This is a genomic window from Pannonibacter carbonis (assembly GCF_003012935.1).
GTDB lineage: Bacteria > Pseudomonadota > Alphaproteobacteria > Rhizobiales > Stappiaceae > Pannonibacter > Pannonibacter carbonis.
The window spans coordinates 415,584-432,253 of record NZ_PUDR01000004.1 but is presented as its reverse complement, the minus strand read 5'-3'; the positions used below and the strand labels follow the sequence as shown (position 1 = coordinate 432,253).

Here is a 16,670-nt window from a genome sequence, read left to right as displayed (position 1 = left end):
GAAACACGCTATTCTCATGACGCATGACATTGACCTCCTGCCCGTGTCCAGACCGTCGCTAAACGCCTGAACACGAGTAGAATCAATGTCATGCACCTTGTCCAGAAACTTAAACCGGACAGCAGTGAGGCGAAGAAGGAAGCCGGCAGGCGGACGTTCTTCATCTTCGAGAAGCGCGGGGCACGTGAGGATCAGGAGCTGGAACTGGCCTTTCGCCGGATCATTGCCGGAGACAATCAGATCCGGAAACCAATGCCCGGCTTTGAGATGATTTTTCTCGACAAGAAATCCAATTCAACGGGTCTACAGATTGCCGATCTCACCGCCCGGCCCCTGGCCCTCAGCGTTTTCCGCAAGGATCAGCCGAACCGGGCCTTCGAGATCCTGTCCCAAAAGATGATCGGCGGCATATCCCTGGGTGCGAAGGGACGTGGAATCTTCGCCTGAAAAGCGAAAGGCCCCGGATTACTCCAGAGCCTGACGCCGACCGGGAACCCCCAATCCATTTGCATCGAAGATAAGGAGTTTTCAGATTTTGTCAAGACTTTTCATAGGCTTAAGCAAACAGTTCCAACCCCTTCATCTGCTTCAGCTTTCCCTTGCCGCGCGGATCAAACGCATCGCCTCGGCCGGGTCGAGCCGGCCGTCATAGAGCGCGCGGCCGGAGATCGCGCCCTCAAGGATCGCGCAATCGGGTTCCAGCAGGCGATGGATGTCGTCGATGGAGGCAAGCCCGCCCGAGGCGATCACGGGGATCGAGACTGCGCGGGCGAGTTCCAGCGTCGAAGGGATGTTGAGGCCCTTCAGCACGCCGTCGCGGTCGATGTCGGTGTAGATGATCGCCGACACGCCGGCGTCCTCGAAGCGGCGGGCGAGATCGACGGCGGTGAGTTCCGAAGTCTCGGCCCAGCCCTCGACGGCCACATGGCCACCGCGGGCGTCGATGCCGACGGCAACCTTGCCCGGAAAGGCCTTGCAGGCCGCCTTGACCAGCTCCGGATCACGCACGGCCACCGTGCCGAGGATGACGCGGGCGATGCCCTTGGCAAGCCAGGCCTCGACATGGGCCAGCGTGCGGATGCCGCCGCCCAGCTGCACCGGGTTTTTCGTTGAAGCCAGAATGGCATCCACGGCGGCGCCATTGCGGCTCTCGCCGGCAAAGGCGCCGTTGAGGTCGACCACATGCAGCCATTCGAAGCCCTGGTCCTCGAAGGTCTTGGCCTGGGCGCCGGGGTTGTCGTTGAAGACGGTGGCCTCGTTCATGTCGCCGAGCTTCAGGCGAACGCACTGGCCGTCCTTGAGGTCAATGGCGGGGAAGAGAATCATTCTGTCGTGCTCCCGCGCCGCTCAGGGCGCCCAGTCCAGGAAATTGGCGATCAGGCCGAGGCCAAGCCGCTGGCTCTTTTCCGGGTGGAACTGCGTGCCCACCATGTTGTCGCGTGCCACCATGGCGGTGAAGGTGCCGGCGTAATCGAAAGTGGCCAGCCGATGCTCGTCCTTCGTGCAGGCGAAATGGAACGAGTGGACGAAATAGGCGTGCAGGCCATCGGGGCCAACATCGAGACCCTTGAGAACCGGATGGCTCTGCGGACGAACGGCAATCGTGTTCCAGCCCATATGCGGGATCTTGAGCGCCGGGTCTGAGGGCTGCATGGCCACGACATCGCCCGGGATCCAGTCGAGGCCGGCCACGGTCTCGAACTCGAGCCCGCGCGAGGCCATGAGCTGCATGCCGACGCAAATGCCGAGGAACGGCCGCCCCTTGCTGCGGACGGCGTCTTCCAGCGCCTCGGTCATGCCGGAGACGGCGTCGAGACCTCGGCGGCAGTCGGCATAGGCGCCAACGCCCGGCAGCACGATGCGGTCCGCCTTCGCGACCCGGTCGGGGTCGGCGGTGACGAACACATCCGGTACGTGCGCATGCTCACGGGCCGCGCGCTCGAAGGCCTTGGCGGCGGAGCGCAGGTTGCCGGAGCCGTAATCGATGATGGCAACGCTCAACGGATGCCTCCCTGGCCAAGCGTGAGACCAACGACCGGCTGGGTGCCGATGCGCGGAACGATGCCGCCGGCAGGCGCAGACGGGCGGGGGGAAACGGGACGCGGGGTCTGCGTGCCCATGAAGTAACGGATCTCGGCTTCCTCGGCGGTGTCTGCCGCCACGACCGCAGCAAAGCGGTAGCCGCGCCGCTCAAGCTGCCAGCGGCGCAGGGTGCCGGCCTCGAAGCCGATCAGCAGGCTGGCACAGAAGGCCGCAATGCCAGGAACGGAGTTGCCGAGCGCCAGCGTACCGAGTTCCAGGCCCAGCGTCAGCACCAGATACCCGAGAAACGGCAGCCAAAGCCGGTTCCACAGCATCCAGAGCCCGGAAAAGACGAAGGCCGGGGCCGAAAACCCGTCGCGCACGAACGCAACCCGCTCTGCCGCACGCGGCGACGGCAGGCCTGACGGCGCGACCGCATCCGCCTCGGGCGGAAGCATCACCATGTAAACGCTCATGTCTCGCCTCGTTCAGCCGCCGAGCTGGCCCTTGGTGGTGGGAACGCGGCCAGCCTGGCGCGGATCGACCTCGATGGCCTTGCGCAGGGTCCGGGCCACCGCCTTGAAGCAGGTTTCGGCGATATGGTGGCAGTTGGAGCCGTAGAGATTGGCGATATGCAGGGTGATCCCGGCATTGATGGCAAAAGCGCGGAAGAACTCCTCGAACAGTTCCGTGTCGAAGTCCCCGACCTTCGGGCGCGGGAACTCGACCTGCCAGACCAGGAAGGGCCGGCCCGACACATCCAGCGCGCAGCGGGTCAGCGCCTCGTCCATGGCCAGATGGGTGTCGGCATAGCGGGTGATGCCGGACATGTCGCCCAGCGCCCGCGACAGCGCCTGACCGAGCGCGATGCCGACATCCTCGACCGTGTGATGAAAATCAATGTGGGTGTCGCCTTCGGCGCGGATCTTGATGTCGATCAGCGAATGTCGCGCAAGCTGTTCCAGCATATGGTCAAAGAAACCGACGCCCGTCGCCACGTCATAGGCGCCGGTGCCGTCCAGGTTGATCTCCACCTCGATGCGGGTTTCCTTGGTGTTGCGCGAGATCGTCGCTGTGCGCATCTGTCGTCCTTCCCTCGGCCGGTGAGGAGCACCGGCGAAACCGCGGTGTTTTAGCAGGCGCGGGAAGCCATTGAAACAAAAATGGACTGACCGGTCCATTGGCCGCAAGAACCGGAAAGGACCGGCTTGCTTTCCTTGCTGCTGCACGCAAACGACTGGCGGAATGAGAGGGCTGCTGGTACTAGACCGCCACACCAAACGTGCCACCGCCCTGTCAAATGGAGCCTCCCATGACGCGCCGCAGTCCCTTTGCCCCGCAGTCTGCCACCGGCCGGCTCGTGCTGCCCCTGGACGTGCCGACAGTTGCCGAGGCGCGGGACTTGATCGCGGCGACCAAGGGAGCGGTCGGCGTGTACAAGATCGGGATGGAGCTGCAGTTTGCCGGCGGACTGGAGCTGGCCCGCGAACTGGCAGGCGAGGGCATCGACGTGTTCCTCGATGTGAAGCTGCTCGACATCGACAACACCATTGCCAGCGCCGTGCGCAACATCGCCCGCATGGGCGTGCGCTTCGTCACGCTGCATGCCTATCCGAAGACCATGCGCGCCGCCGTGACCGCGCTTGAGGACACCGGCGTCACCGACCTCTGCCTGCTCGGCGTCACCGTGCTCACCTCGATGGACGAGGCGGACGTGACTGCCGCCGGCTACGGCAAGCCGGTGCGCGATCTCGTCACCAGCCGGGCCGCCGATGCCCGTGCCGCCGGAATGGGTGGCCTCGTCTGTTCGCCGCTGGAAGCGCCGCTGGTGCGGCCGCTGGTTGGCGAGGAACTGGTGATCGTGACGCCGGGCGTGCGCCCCGCCGGCAGCGACCACGGCGACCAGAAGCGCGTGATGACCCCGGCGGACGCGATCCGCGCGGGGTCCGACTATCTCGTCATCGGCCGTCCGATCAGCCGGGCTGCCGATCCACGCCGGGCCGCCGAGGCCATCGTCGAAGAGATTGCCTCGGCGCTCTGATCTTCAGGACCAATGAGACTCAGGTGCGGGTCTCTGCCATCGTGCCTGCATCACGGCTCAAGGTCGGATCTTGTGCCGGCCCTGCACCTGACCAGTCCAGCTTGCGGGTTGCGAACATGGTCACGGCAATGGCCGCAAAGGCGATGAACGAACCGACCAGCAGGGCATAGTCTTCCTCGCGCATCAGCAGGTAAAGCGTGCCGTAAACGCTGGCGAGCACCAGACCCATGATGAGGCCAGCCCGGCGGCTGGCAACCAACAGCCCGATGTAGACCGCAATGAGCAGGGTCACCGCAGTGGATGCCGCCAGATAGGCAATGTCGTAGCCGACGTGTTCGGCCAGCGCGAGCAGCATCACATAGAACACGACCAGCGCCAGGCCTGTCAGGCCATACTGGGTCCAGTGCACGCGCCCCGGCGCCCGCATTTCGATCAGAAACACGGCGAGGAAGGTGAGAGTGATGAAGAAGATCGCGTATTTCACCGACCGGTCGATGGTCTGATAAAGATCGACCTGCTGCACGAGGTTGACGCCAAGCGTACCCAGCTCGAACGGCAGCCTGCCATCGAACTCGACATCGGGCAGACCGCGGGCGAGGTTCGGCAGCGACCAGCTGGCAGTGAACCCGTCCGCCGTGATCTCGCGCTGATCCGGCAGCAGGCCACCGGCAAAGCCAGGATGCGGCCAGTTCGACGTGAGGTTCACCTGCGTTGTCCGTCCCATCGGCGCAACATGGAAGGCGCTCGACCCGTTCAGCACGATCGGGATCTCGAAGCCGAAGCCACCGGCGGCTTCAGCCGGCGTCACGGTGCTGTTGATCGCATAGCCCGTGTTGCCGGGCAGGCCCGTGCCGGCAGTCCCCGGTTCGAAGGCGCGCGGCTTGCCACCATCTACGATCAGGAGAATTTCCGACTTGACGGAACGAAGCTCGCTCAAAGACGCGATCACACGCGGCTGTTCATCCGACGCCCGAACCTGGCCGCCGTGGCGGGGCGGTACCCTGTCCGCCGTGATCGGCGCGAAGTGACCGGTGAGGCGAATGTCGGCACGGTAAACCGGCAGGCTGTAGAGCGACAGCTTGCGGTCTTCCGTTGCGATCTTCGCACGGATGTCGAGGTCACTTGGCAAAGACACGGCCCAGCGCCTGTATCGTTCCGTGCGGCGGCGCACTTCGCCGTTCACGGTCTCCTCCCGAGGCACCTCCTCGATGAAATAGGACACCAGAACCGGGCCGACGACTGTCTGCTTGCGACCCCAGCCGGCCGCGATGTCCTCGGCCACATCGCGGGCCCGGAATTGCCGCTCGTCAACGAGGCTGGACACCATCACGGTTGGAATGAGCAGAAACAGGGTCAGGACTGAAATGATACCGGCCTTGAAAGCCGGTGACGCCAGAACCCGGCGCAATGCGCCGAGCAGGGCCATGCAGAATTGCGCAAACGTCATGATCAAAAGCCTTCTCGAAATGGAAGTGCAGTATGATCAGGCGCCTGATCTTGGCGTTTCAGATGATGGTTTGGAGAATTCTTCGCGGCGGCGCTGTGACCCTTTTGGACATGTGTGACCGGGATCACGATTTCTGCCCAGTTTACCGTTCGCGCGTTTCCTGGATCGGCAAGGGCCGCTGTTCCTCGATGGCTTCCATCGCAAAATAAGACGTCACACTGTCCAGTTCGACCCCGGCGATCAGGCGGCGATAGACCGCGTCGTAACTGGCCATGTCCCGGGTGACGACCTTGAGCAGGTAGTCGTAGTCCCCGCCAATGCGGAAGAAGTCGATCACCTCCGGAATGGTCTGCACGTGGCGGCGGAAGGTCTCGAGCCATTCGGCCGAGTGATGCCGGGTGCGGATCATGGCGAAGACCACCAGATCAAGCCCGAGACGTGTGCGGTCGAGCTGCACGGTCTGGCCGGTGATCACCCCGTCCTTCTTCATCGTCTGGATGCGGTTCCAGCAGGCGTTGGGCGACAGGTGAACCTTTTCCGACAGCTCGCGCTGGGTCAGGCTGCCGTCCTGCTGCAGCGCCTTCAGGATGGCCTTGTTGAACTGGTCAATCATTGCGGCGTCTTCTCGAACAAAATCAACGTGAGTGATCCATACAGTGTGAAACTTTGGAATTTCTCTCAAGCGCTTTCGCATAAATTCTTGCGCATTCGCTCTTTTGCAGGATACCCGCCATGCCGATGTCCCTTGCCGATTTCCGTGACCACCTGGCCGCAAACGCGTCGCTCGTTGAGACCTTGCGCGCGGGATTGATCGGCGAAGGCATCGAGATCGAAGGCGCGTTCGGGTCGCGCAAGCTGGTCTATGCGGACTACACCGCATCCGGCCGGGCCCTGCGGCAAGTGGAAGAGTTCATCCTCGCCGAGGTGCTGCCCTATTACGCCAACAGCCACACGGAAGCGTCCTGGTGCGGCGCGCGCATGACGCAGCTGCGGCGCGAGGCGCGGGCCCTGATCGCCGAGGTTACCGGGGCTGGTGAGGACTGCACCGTCATCTTCACCGGCTCGGGCGCGACGGCGGCGATCAACCGGGCGGCCAGCCTGTTCGGCGTCACGGGCCATCACGGCACGACAGGCGACGACCGGGCAGCCGTCCTGATCGGTCCCTACGAGCATCATTCCAACATCCTGCCCTGGCGCGAGAGCGGTGCCGAGGTGATCGAGATTGCCGAGGCTGCCGAGGGCGGCCCCGACATGGCGCAGCTTCAGGCCGAGCTGATCCGTCTGGCCGGCCGCCCCCTCGTCATCGGCGCCTTCTCCGCCGCCTCCAACGTCACCGGTCTCCTGACCGATGTGGACGCAGTGACCCGGCTGCTCAAGGCACACGGGGCGCTGGCGCTGTGGGACTATGCCGGCGGCGGCCCCTATCTGCCGATCCGCATGAACTCCGGCAGTGACTGCGCCAGGGATGCGGTCGTCGTTTCGCCGCACAAGTTCCCCGGCGGACCGGGCGCCTCAGGCGTCCTGATCATCCGCAATTCGGCCGTCCGGGCGGTGAAGCCGACCTGGCCGGGCGGCGGCACCGTTGCCTTCGTCTCGCCCTGGGCGCATGACTATTCCGCCTCGCTGGCGGCCCGTGAGGAAGCCGGCACGCCGAATGTCGTCGGTGACATCCGCGCCGGCCTTGCCTTCCTGATCAAGGACACGGTCGGCGAGGACTTCATCCTCTCCCGCGACAAGGCCCTCGCCCGGATGGCATTCGAGGCCTGGGCCGGACACCCGAGCCTGAAGATCCTCGCAGGCGACAAGCAGGACCGGCTGCCGATCTTCGCCTTCCAGATCGAGGACGCGGCCGGCAACCGGGTGCATCCGCAGCTGTTCACGCGGATGCTGTCGGATTTCCACGGCATCCAGGCGCGCGGCGGCTGCGCCTGCGCCGGACCCTATGCACACCGGCTGCTCGGCATTGACCAGACACGCTCGGAAGAACTTCGTGCTTCGATCCAGGCCGGCGAGGAGATGGAGAAGCCGGGCTGGACACGGCTCAACTTCAGCTACCTGATGGACGATGCCACCGCGCGCTTCATTCATGAGTGCGTGGCGCAGCTCGCCCGCGACGGCCAGGAACTGGCCAAGCTCTATGTCGGCGATCCGCGCACCGCGCGGTTCCGCAAGGCCGGTTGAGCCCTCGCATATCGGGTGGCTGAACCGGGGCAGGGCGGGGTAAGGTCAGGCAGTATCCAATGCCCGACCTTGCCGAGTGATCCAGATGGCCAATGCCTCCCAGTCCGACCTGTTTGCCGCCACCGATCTGGCGACCGCCCGCGCGAACGCGGTCAGCGCCGAGCTGATCCCTGCCATCGCCACCGGCGAGGATGCGGCACGGGACTATCAGGTCGTGCGCGAAACGCTGGAGCGCATCACCGAGACCTGGCGCGACCAGCCGCAGCTCGATGATCTGGCGCGGCAGGTGGGCCTGCAACCGATCCAGCTTCAGCGTGTGTTCTCGCGCTGGGCCGGGCTGACACCAAAGCAGTTCGTCCAGGCGATCACGCTCGACCACGCCCGCGCGCTGCTGCGCGATGCGGCGAGCATCCTCGACACGTCCTACGAGGTCGGCCTGTCCGGTCCCGCCCGGCTGCACGACCTGTTCGTGACGCATGAGGCGATGACACCGGGCGACTACCGCGGCCGCGGCGCCGGCGTCACCATCCGCTACGGCTTCCACCCTTGCCCCTTTGGCCAGGTGCTGCTGATGATCACCGAGCGGGGACTCGCGGGCCTTGCCTTTGCCGATCCGGGAGAGGAAACGTCAGCCTTCGAGGACATGAGCAGCCGTTGGCCGGCCGCCAGTTTCGTCGCTGATCAGGAGGCAACGCTGCCCTATGCCGTGCGGGTGTTCGATCCCTCGGCCTGGGCGTCCGACACGCCGCTCAATGTCGTCTTCATCGGCACCGATTTCGAGATCCGGGTGTGGCAGACGCTGCTGAAGATCCCGATGGGCCGGGCCAGCACCTATTCCGACATCGCCCGCAGCCTCGGCAAGCCCAGCGCGGCGCGGGCGGTGGGCACAGCGGTCGGGCGCAACCCGATCTCCTTCGTCGTGCCCTGCCACCGGGTGCTGGGCCGCACCGGCGGGCTCTGCGGCTACCACTGGGGCCTGACCCGCAAGCGCGCGATCCTCGGCTGGGAAGCCGGCCTGACGGGGCCGGTGCTACAGATGGGCTGAACCGGGTTCTGACCAGTTCAATGCGCTTCGTCCCAGGTATCAGCAGCGCGGGCATCAACCTGCAGCGGCACTGTCAGGCGGAGGGATGGTTCGCAGGCTGTCTCCATCACATGGCGGATGACCGGAATGGCCTGATCGACGCCGGCCTCATCCACCTCGAAGATGAGTTCATCGTGAACCTGCAGCAGCATGTCGGCAGACGAGTTGGCAGCGGCGAGCGCGCCCTCCATCCGCACCATCGCCCGGCGCAGGATATCAGCGGCCGATCCCTGGATCGGCGCGTTGATTGCCGCGCGCTCGAAGAAGGCGCGCATCGACGGATTTGACGTGTTCACGTCCGGATAGTGCGCCTTGCGACCGAAGATGGTGGTGACATAGCCCTTGTCGTGCACTTCCCGCTTCACCGCTTCCATGTAGTCGCGGATGCCGGGGAAACGCTGGAAATACATCTTGATGTAGTCGCTCGCCTCGCCGCGCGAGATGCCGAGCTGGGCGGCAAGGCCAAAGGCCGAGATGCCATAGATGATGCCGAAATTGATCGCCTTGGCGCGGCGGCGGACCATCGGGTCCATGTCCTTCACCGGCACGCCGAACATCTCGCTCGCCGTCATGGCGTGAATGTCCAGCCCGTCGGCGAAGGCCTTCTTCAGCTGCGGGATATCGGCGATATGGGCCAGCACGCGCAGCTCGATCTGGCTGTAATCGGCCGAGATCAGCTTGCGGCCCTTGTCCGCCACGAACGCCTTGCGGATCTTGCGGCCGGCTTCAGTGCGGACCGGAATGTTCTGCAGGTTTGGCTCCGACGAGGACAGACGCCCCGTCGTGGTCGAGGCCAGCGAATAGGATGTGTGGACGCGCTTTGTCTCGGGATGAATGTAGCCGGGCAACGCGTCGGTGTAGGTGGACTTCAGCTTGGCGAGCTGGCGCCACTCGACGATTTTCACCGGCAGTTCGTGGCCTTCTGCTGCGAGATCATCCAGCACGGAAACGGCGGTAGACCATGCGCCGGTCTTGGTTTTCTTGCCGCCGGGCAGGCCCATCCGCCCGAACAGGATGTCACCCAGCTGTTTCGGTGAGCCGATGTTGAACGTCTCGCCGGCCAGGGCATAGATCTCCGCCTCGACAGCGGCCATGCCTTGCGCGAACTCACCGGACAGGCGCGACAGCATCTGCCGGTCGATGGAAATGCCGCGCCGCTCCATGCGGGCCAGCACCGGCACCATCGGCCGCTCCAGCGTCTCGTAAACCGTGGCCATGGCCTCAGATGCCAGACGCGGCTTCAGCACGCGCCAGAGCCGCAAGGTCACGTCCGCATCTTCGGCGGCATAGGCCGTCGCCTTGTCGATCGCCACCTTGTCGAAGGTGATCATCGACTTGCCCGAGCCGGCCACGTCCTTGAAGGAAATCGGCGTGTGCCCGAGCCAGCGGTCGGACAGCTCGTCCATGCCGTTGCCGCCCTTGCCCGCGTCCAGCGCGTAGGACAGAAGCATGGTGTCGTCGAGCGGGCCGATGGCAACGCCGTAGCGCAGCATCAGGAGATAGTCATATTTGAGGTTCTGGCCGATCTTGAGGACGCCGGCGTCCTCCAGCAGCGGCTTGAGGACGCCCAGGGCCTCGCGCAGCGGGATCTGGCCGGGAACCAGACCGCCGCCACCGAGCAGGTCGCCTTCGCCGTCGACATGGCCAAGCGGCACGTAGCAGGCCCGGCCGGGCCGTGTTGCCAACGACACGCCGACGAGGCTTGCCTGCATGGCATCCAGCGAGGTGGTCTCAGTGTCGAAGGCGACGAGACCAGCTTCCATGGCTTCGGCGACCCAGGCCTTCAGCCGGTCGAGATCGCGGACGGTCTCATAGGTTGCGTGGTCGATCTTGAGACTGCGCGCCTCGTTCTGTCGGCCTTCGGCAAGGGCCTGCGCCGTCATCAGACCGGCGGTGGCGTCAGCTGGTGTGGCGACCGAACGACTACCACTTGAGCCTTCCGAGATATCAACCGGTGCAACAGTCTCGCCGCGCTCCATCTGGCGGCCCTTCGCATCGGGTGTATGCCAGCCGGCAATCTCGAACTCGGACGGTTCGATGTTGGCAACCTCGGCCCCTGTCGCATCGGCGACACGGCGGGTGAGGGTGGTGAACTGCATCGCCTTGAGAAAACCCACAGCCTGCGGACCATTGACCGGCTCAACGGCCAGATCCGTTACAGGAATGAGGACCGGCACATCGGTCTTCAGCGTCACCAGCTGTTTGGAAATGCGGGCCTGTTCGGCAAATTCGATCAGGTTTTCGCGGCGCTTGGTCTGCTTGATGGTGTGCGCGTTGGCAAGCAGCGTCTCCAGATCGCCGAACTCGAGAATGAGCTGCGCCGCCGTCTTGAGCCCGATGCCGGGAACACCCGGGACATTGTCGACGCTGTCGCCGGCGAGCGACTGGACCTCGATCACCTTGTCCGGACCGACGCCGAATTTCTCGAACACCTCCGGTTCGCCGATGATCTTGTTCTTCATTGTGTCGATCATGCCAACGCGGGGACCGATCAACTGCATCAGGTCCTTGTCACCGGACACGATGGTGACGCGCGCGCCCATCTCCGCCGCCTGGCGGGCATAAGTGGCGATCAGGTCGTCAGCTTCAAACCCTTCCTGCTCGATCGACGGCACATTGAAGGCACGGGTGGCCGTGCGGATCAGGCCAAACTGCGGGATCAGATCTTCCGGCGGTGCCGGGCGTTGGGCCTTGTAGTCCGGATAGATATCACTCCGGAACGTCTTGGACGAATGGTCGAAAATGACGGCAAAGTGGGTCGGCTCGTCGCCCTTTTCCGGCGTCAGGCCTTCGGTCAAGAGCTTCCACAGCATGTTGCAGAAGCCGGAGACCGCGCCAACTGGCAGCCCGTCCGACTTGCGCGTCAGGGGTGGCAGCGCGTGATAGGCGCGGAAAATGAAGGTGGAACCGTCGACCAGAATGAGGTGGTCGTCAGCGGTGAGCGCGGGGGGGGAAGCATCGTTCGACATGGCGCGGATCATGCCCGCTTGGCCCGGAGGAAGAAAGGGTGAATGTGCGTCCGCAGCAATGGCCTGGCTGGTCGCCTATTCTGCTGCTTGTCCGGCCTGTTTGGTCGCTGCTGGCCGGGCAATATGGGCCCAGGCCGGCCGTCTGAACAAGAACCAGCCGAGGCCGGTTCGCTCAATTGCCAGATAGAGGACAACCGGTCCGCTCACAGCGGCAAACGTGACCAGCAAGGACATCGTGCCCGTATCAAACAGGCCAAGCTTGGGAAGCAGCAGACGGGCCACCGCCATCGGGAAAAAGAAGGCGAGGTAGATGACGATCGAATGTGCGCCCATCCAACGCAACCAGGAAAGGTGGCCGGACGAGGCGAGGAGACTTGAGACAAGAACCACGGCAACGCCGCCGGCCGCGCCCAGTGCCAGAGACAGGCCGGGAAGGGGATAGCTGCCGGTGGCAACTGCAGCTCCGTTCAGGCAGGCCCAGATGGCGATAGCGCCCAGTGCTGCGGAACGCTTTTCTGCAGCCAGGGCGGCAAGCGCAAACAGGCGCGGCGCAAACACATATCCCGCAAAGAAGAAGACGAATCGATCAGCAAAATAGTCGAGGATATACACCCCGGTCTCGACAGGAGCGATCTGCAACACTGCAGCAAGGAAAAGGGTCAGTTGCCACGGAACCTTCAGGCCGTGCAATATTTTTGTCACGACAAAGAAGATCGCCAGAAGGTAGATGAACCACAGCGTGCCAAACGGCTGAACGAAAGCAAGAAGATACTCGCCAGCTGTTGCCTCGACACCCAGTTCAGCGACCATGCCCGGCGCCTTGACTGCGAACTGGATCGTCAGCCACAGGACGTAGAAATAAAGGAAATGAACGACCTTCCTGTCAAGATACAGCCGCCAGTCGCGGTCCAGCACATTGGCGACAAACAGGCCTGAAATCAGGAAGAAATCAGGCATGCGGAACGGCGCGGCAAACTGCACGACAGGGTGCATCCAGCCGGTTTCGCCGGCGGCAAGCTCCATGCCAAATACACTGTGCATCATCACCACGAGTATGATGCAGATGCCCTTCGCGTGATCGATCCAGTCGAGACGCGCAGGAACGGTTGGGTGCATAGGGGAGAAACTGCCGGCTGCCATAAGTCAACCTTAACGTGCATTGGCGACGCTGTCGGTTAAGAATGCTGGTAATTCCGACAACTCTTGCAACGCAGCAATCACAAGACTGTGAAGCGCCGGGTCTCGTTACGGCTTGTCACCGGTGTCTTTCCAAGGGCTCTCCAGGGCGGGACGCTTGGATCCACCGGGGGTGTCAGCAGTTTGCGACGCTTCCCGGTGCCAGTCTTCCGCATCCAGATCCACGACCGTTGGCCCGCGGGTGCCAGAGCGCTTGGCGGCAATGATGGTGGCCCGGCTTGCCATGCGCCGGACCAGAAGCGCCCTCAGTGGCGGAAGGAAAAGCAGGAGACCGATGGTATCGGTCAGGAACCCGGGCAGGAGCAGCAGAATACTGGCGGTGACCATCAGCACACCATGCATCATTTCCTCGCCCGGCACCCGGCCAGCGTCCAGCTCGCCCTGCATCTTGCGGACAAGCGACAGGCCCTGGTGCCGCAGCATGGCCGTTCCGGCGATGGCGGTGGCGACGGTCAGCAGGATTGTCGGCAAGACGCCGATTTCCTCGCCGATCATGATGAAGACCGCGATCTCCGCAAGCGGGAGAAGGATGAGACCGGCAAGAACCAGAAAGGCCACGAAATACCTGACGTTGACTGTTGGCTAACCCGCCCAAGATAAGGTGCCTTGAACGGGATTGCGAGTATCTTGCCGGGGGCGTCCAACAATCGCCTTGCTCTTGGCACTGGATGCTGGTTCAAGAACCCCTACATTCAAAGGAACCTGACCGGTGGATCCGGGGTGCGCCGACAGCATCCGGACATCAGGCCAGGGATCAAAAGCCGGTAGCACCCATGAGCGACGTTCTGGACATCTACAACATCATCCTCCTGGCACTGGCTGTGTTCGTGTTCTTCAAGCTGCGATCAGTCCTTGGCAAGCGGACGGGCAATGAGCGGCCGCCGTTCGATCCCTATTCCAAGCCGGCCCAGGACCGCGAAGACCGGGAAAAAGCTCCCGCACAGCGTGACAATGTCATTCCGTTGCCCGGTACGCCCACCGGTACGGCTGGTGATGAACCGGCGTCTGGCGAGGTCGTTCTCGACAAGGTCGCGCCGTCTGGAACCGCGTTGAACGCAGCGCTGCGCCAGATTCTTTCGGCTGACCGGAGCTTCGAGCCAGAGCAGTTCCTGCAAGGCGCGCGCGGCGCCTACGAGATGATCGTGACAGCCTTCGCCGAAGGGGATCGCAAGACATTGAAGCAACTGCTGTCGAAGGATGTATTCGACGGATTTGTCACGGCGATCAATGACCGGGAAACGCGCGGCGAAACGGTGGAATCGACGTTTGTCGGCATCAACAAGGCCGAAATCGTCGAAGCTGCCCTTAAGGGAACTACGGCTCAGGTGACCGTGCGGCTTCAGAGCGAGCTGATTTCTGCCACCCGCGACCGGGATGGTCATGTGATCGACGGCGACCCGGCGAAAGTCAGCGAAGTTGTCGACATCTGGACCTTCGCGCGTGACACCAGCACCCGTGATCCGAACTGGAAGCTGGTTGCCACCGAATCGGCGGAATGAGCCGAGCGCTCCGGCGCGTCGGCGCCCTGTTGATCCTTCTGACCGCCGCCCAGGGCTTTGCTCCGGGCGGCGCATTTGCAAAGCCGGGGAAGACAGCGTCCGTGTCCGACGATCTGACATCACGCCTTGCTGCCGGGTCGTTTGCCGAGATTTCGGGCTGGGATCGGGATGACCACCTGGCAGCCCTCTCCGCCTTTCGGCGCTTTTGCAACAGCCGCGATGACACCCGGACAGGCGTTCCATCAACCAGTCAGAGCCAGCGCGAAGTTCTGGCAGAGCTGAAGCAGATCTGCAAAGACGCACCAGATGCTGCATCGAATTCGGATGCGCGTGCCTTTTTCGAGCGCGCTTTCGTCCCGGCGCGGATTGTCGCTTCCGGATTTGTCACTGGATACTATGAACCTGAAGTCGACGGCTCCCGCAAGCCGTCGGAAGTCTATGCGACGCCACTCTACAGGGCCCCGCAAGGGCTGACCCTTGTAACGGACAAGAACCGGCCGAAAGGCTGGCCGGCTGATATCAGCCATGGCATCAGACGTGGCAAGGCGTTCGAGGTCCTGCCTGACCGCCCCTCAATCATGAAAGGCGCGCTTGAGGGCAAGGATCTCGAGCTGATCTGGCTGAGAAGCCCGGTCGATGCTTTTTTCGTGCATGTGCAGGGCTCGGCCCGCGTCCGCCTCGAGGATGGCTCCGTGATACGTGTCGGCTATGCCGGCAAGACGGGGCACCCTTATACGGCGATTGGCCGGGTGCTGGTCCAGGCGGGCGAAGGCACGCCGGAAGACTTCACCATGACGGGCTTGCGCGGCTGGCTCCAGCGCAATCCGCAGCGGATGGACTGGCTATTTGCCCACAACCGCTCCTTCATCTTTTTCAGAGCCATTGAGGACATTGATCCAGGCCAGGGTCCGATTGGTGCGGCCGGTGTGCCATTGGTGGCAGGGCGCAGCATTGCGATGGACCATTCCCTGCACACTTACGGCATGCCCGTCTTTGTCGACGCTGATCTGGCCGGCTCGGGCCTCACTGACCCACGCTGGCAACGGTTGATGATCGTTGATGATACCGGCTCTGCGATCAAGGGCCAGGCGCGGGGCGACCTGTTCATCGGGTCAGGGGCAAAAGCCGGGACGATAGCTGGCGCCGTGCGGCATCCTGCTTCAATGACGCTGCTGTGGCCACGAAAGCTGGCACATCTTCTGGGGCAGGGGTCGTGAGCGGAGGGCGTCGCCGCGGTCCGCGCAATCTGACCGGCGAGGAGCGCGAACTTTGGTCCAAAGTGGCAGCAAGCGCCACGCCTCTGAAGTCAACAATCTGGACCCCGGAGGAAACGGCGGCACCGCCGCCGCCCCTGACTGCCGAGGACGTTGCGGCCTCCAAGACACCGCCGGCAACTGAAACCGCGATGCGGCCGGCGCCGCAGCCGAAGGGACCGCCGCCGCTGGCGCCGATCGAGCGCCGGGTACGGCAGAAGGTCGTCCGCGGGCAACGCAACATTGATGCGCGCATCGACCTGCATGGCCTGACCCAGCATCAGGCGCATGACCGGTTGCGGTCTTTCCTGCATTTCGCACAACGGCAAGGCTATACATTCGTGTTGGTGATCACCGGCAAGGGTGGGGCAGGATCGATGGCGGCATACATGGATGAGCGCGGCATCCTGCGCCGTGTCGTGCCGCAATGGCTGGCCATGGCCGACCTCAGGACCATCGTTCTCGGATTTGAGGAAGCGCATCTGACCCATGGCGGGTCCGGTGCCCTCTATGTGCGCCTGCGCAAGGCGAGGGACAACTAGCAAGAGGGGCAGGCATGACGCCGCTTGGGGCAAAACTGCGGGAGATGCGCGCCAAGCGCGGTGTCTCGCTGAAGGAGATGGCAGCGGGACTGTCGGTCTCCAGCGCCTATCTGTCCGCACTGGAACATGGCAAGCGTGGCAAGCCGACCTGGTTTCTCGTGCAACGCATCATCACTTATTTCAATGTGATCTGGGATGAAGCGGAGGAGATCCAGCGCCTTGCCGAGATGTCGGACCCGAAGGTGACGCTGGATACTTCCGGCCTGGATCCGCGGGCAACCGAGCTGACCAATCTGCTGGAGCGCAAGATCGGCGGCCTCAGCGCGGAGTCGCTTGATCATCTGCTGCATCAGCTTCGGGTCGTGGCCGCCCGCGACAATGTCTAGCATTCTGGCGGACCAAACGGCCCCTGCAGGGCCTTGCAGCCTTGTGTGG

At 63.6% G+C, this 16,670-nt stretch carries 17 protein-coding genes; 8 read left to right on the top strand and 9 right to left on the bottom strand.

Translation table 11 applies throughout. From position 1 onward, the window contains the following. Positions 1 to 90: 90 nt before the first annotated feature. Complete coding sequence (locus tag C8348_RS08375; RefSeq protein ID WP_106752836.1) at positions 91 to 447, top strand: DUF3800 domain-containing protein; 357 nt, start codon at positions 91 to 93, stop codon at positions 445 to 447. Positions 448 to 588: 141 nt separating this feature from the next. On the opposite strand, the gene hisA is transcribed toward C8348_RS08375, so the two are convergent. The 4 genes from hisA to hisB are packed head-to-tail and all read right to left on the bottom strand — an operon-like array spanning position 589 to position 3,104. Continuing rightward, positions 589 to 1,326, bottom strand: a complete 738-nt coding sequence (gene hisA, locus C8348_RS08370) for a 1-(5-phosphoribosyl)-5-[(5-phosphoribosylamino)methylideneamino]imidazole-4-carboxamide isomerase (RefSeq protein WP_106752835.1) — start codon at positions 1,324 to 1,326, stop codon at positions 589 to 591. Positions 1,327 to 1,347: 21 nt separating this feature from the next. After that, entirely contained in the window at positions 1,348 to 2,001 is a 654-nt protein-coding gene (hisH, locus tag C8348_RS08365) for an imidazole glycerol phosphate synthase subunit HisH (protein ID WP_106752834.1), read from the bottom strand. Further along, positions 1,998 to 2,498 carry a DUF2628 domain-containing protein gene (locus tag C8348_RS08360; RefSeq protein ID WP_106752833.1) on the bottom strand — a complete coding sequence of 167 codons (501 nt, stop codon included), beginning with the start codon at positions 2,496 to 2,498 and terminating at the stop codon, positions 1,998 to 2,000. The genes hisH and C8348_RS08360 overlap by 4 nt, the downstream gene beginning before the upstream one ends. 12 nt (positions 2,499 to 2,510) lie before the next feature. After that, complete coding sequence (gene hisB / locus C8348_RS08355; protein ID WP_106752832.1) at positions 2,511 to 3,104, bottom strand: imidazoleglycerol-phosphate dehydratase HisB; 594 nt, start codon at positions 3,102 to 3,104, stop codon at positions 2,511 to 2,513. Between the two features lie 230 nt (positions 3,105 to 3,334). Between hisB and pyrF the strand changes: the two genes are divergently transcribed. Next, complete coding sequence (pyrF, locus tag C8348_RS08350; RefSeq protein WP_106752831.1) at positions 3,335 to 4,063, top strand: orotidine-5'-phosphate decarboxylase; 729 nt, start codon at positions 3,335 to 3,337, stop codon at positions 4,061 to 4,063. A gap of 19 nt (positions 4,064 to 4,082) precedes the next feature. Here pyrF and creD read toward each other — a convergent pair whose 3' ends face one another. Together creD and C8348_RS08340 are read right to left on the bottom strand one after the other, a co-directional pair. Next, a complete protein-coding gene (gene creD / locus C8348_RS08345) occupies positions 4,083 to 5,510 on the bottom strand; it encodes a cell envelope integrity protein CreD (protein WP_106752830.1) in 1,428 nt (475 codons plus the stop codon). Positions 5,511 to 5,652: 142 nt separating this feature from the next. Then, complete coding sequence (locus tag C8348_RS08340; protein WP_106752829.1) at positions 5,653 to 6,123, bottom strand: Lrp/AsnC family transcriptional regulator; 471 nt, start codon at positions 6,121 to 6,123, stop codon at positions 5,653 to 5,655. A gap of 119 nt (positions 6,124 to 6,242) precedes the next feature. On the opposite strand from C8348_RS08340, the gene C8348_RS08335 reads away from it, so the two are divergent. Further along, a complete protein-coding gene (locus C8348_RS08335; protein ID WP_425270812.1) occupies positions 6,243 to 7,691 on the top strand; it encodes an aminotransferase class V-fold PLP-dependent enzyme in 1,449 nt (482 codons plus the stop codon). An 85-nt stretch (positions 7,692 to 7,776) separates the two neighbouring features. Further along, positions 7,777 to 8,736 carry a methylated-DNA--[protein]-cysteine S-methyltransferase gene (locus tag C8348_RS08330; RefSeq protein ID WP_106752828.1) on the top strand — a complete coding sequence of 320 codons (960 nt, stop codon included), beginning with the start codon at positions 7,777 to 7,779 and terminating at the stop codon, positions 8,734 to 8,736. Between the two features lie 17 nt (positions 8,737 to 8,753). Here C8348_RS08330 and polA read toward each other — a convergent pair whose 3' ends face one another. The 3 genes from polA to C8348_RS08315 form a co-directional block, all read right to left on the bottom strand. Beyond that, complete coding sequence (polA, locus tag C8348_RS08325; protein ID WP_106752827.1) at positions 8,754 to 11,756, bottom strand: DNA polymerase I; 3,003 nt, start codon at positions 11,754 to 11,756, stop codon at positions 8,754 to 8,756. Positions 11,757 to 11,819: 63 nt separating this feature from the next. Further along, entirely contained in the window at positions 11,820 to 12,860 is a 1,041-nt protein-coding gene (locus C8348_RS08320) for an acyltransferase family protein (RefSeq protein WP_106752826.1), read from the bottom strand. A 129-nt stretch (positions 12,861 to 12,989) separates the two neighbouring features. After that, positions 12,990 to 13,499, bottom strand: coding sequence for an FxsA family protein (locus C8348_RS08315; protein ID WP_106752825.1), 510 nt, complete (start codon positions 13,497 to 13,499; stop codon positions 12,990 to 12,992). A 215-nt stretch (positions 13,500 to 13,714) separates the two neighbouring features. Here C8348_RS08315 and C8348_RS08310 point away from each other — a divergent pair, with 215 nt between their 5' ends. The 4 genes from C8348_RS08310 to C8348_RS08295 are packed head-to-tail and all read left to right on the top strand — an operon-like array spanning position 13,715 to position 16,621. Beyond that, positions 13,715 to 14,440, top strand: coding sequence for a Tim44/TimA family putative adaptor protein (locus C8348_RS08310; protein ID WP_106752824.1), 726 nt, complete (start codon positions 13,715 to 13,717; stop codon positions 14,438 to 14,440). Beyond that, complete coding sequence (gene mltA, locus C8348_RS08305; RefSeq protein ID WP_106752823.1) at positions 14,437 to 15,657, top strand: murein transglycosylase A; 1,221 nt, start codon at positions 14,437 to 14,439, stop codon at positions 15,655 to 15,657. The genes C8348_RS08310 and mltA overlap by 4 nt, the downstream gene beginning before the upstream one ends. Continuing rightward, positions 15,654 to 16,235, top strand: coding sequence for a Smr/MutS family protein (locus C8348_RS08300; protein WP_106752822.1), 582 nt, complete (start codon positions 15,654 to 15,656; stop codon positions 16,233 to 16,235). The genes mltA and C8348_RS08300 overlap by 4 nt, the downstream gene beginning before the upstream one ends. 14 nt (positions 16,236 to 16,249) lie before the next feature. Next, complete coding sequence (locus C8348_RS08295; protein ID WP_106752821.1) at positions 16,250 to 16,621, top strand: helix-turn-helix domain-containing protein; 372 nt, start codon at positions 16,250 to 16,252, stop codon at positions 16,619 to 16,621. Positions 16,622 to 16,670 lie beyond the last annotated feature (49 nt).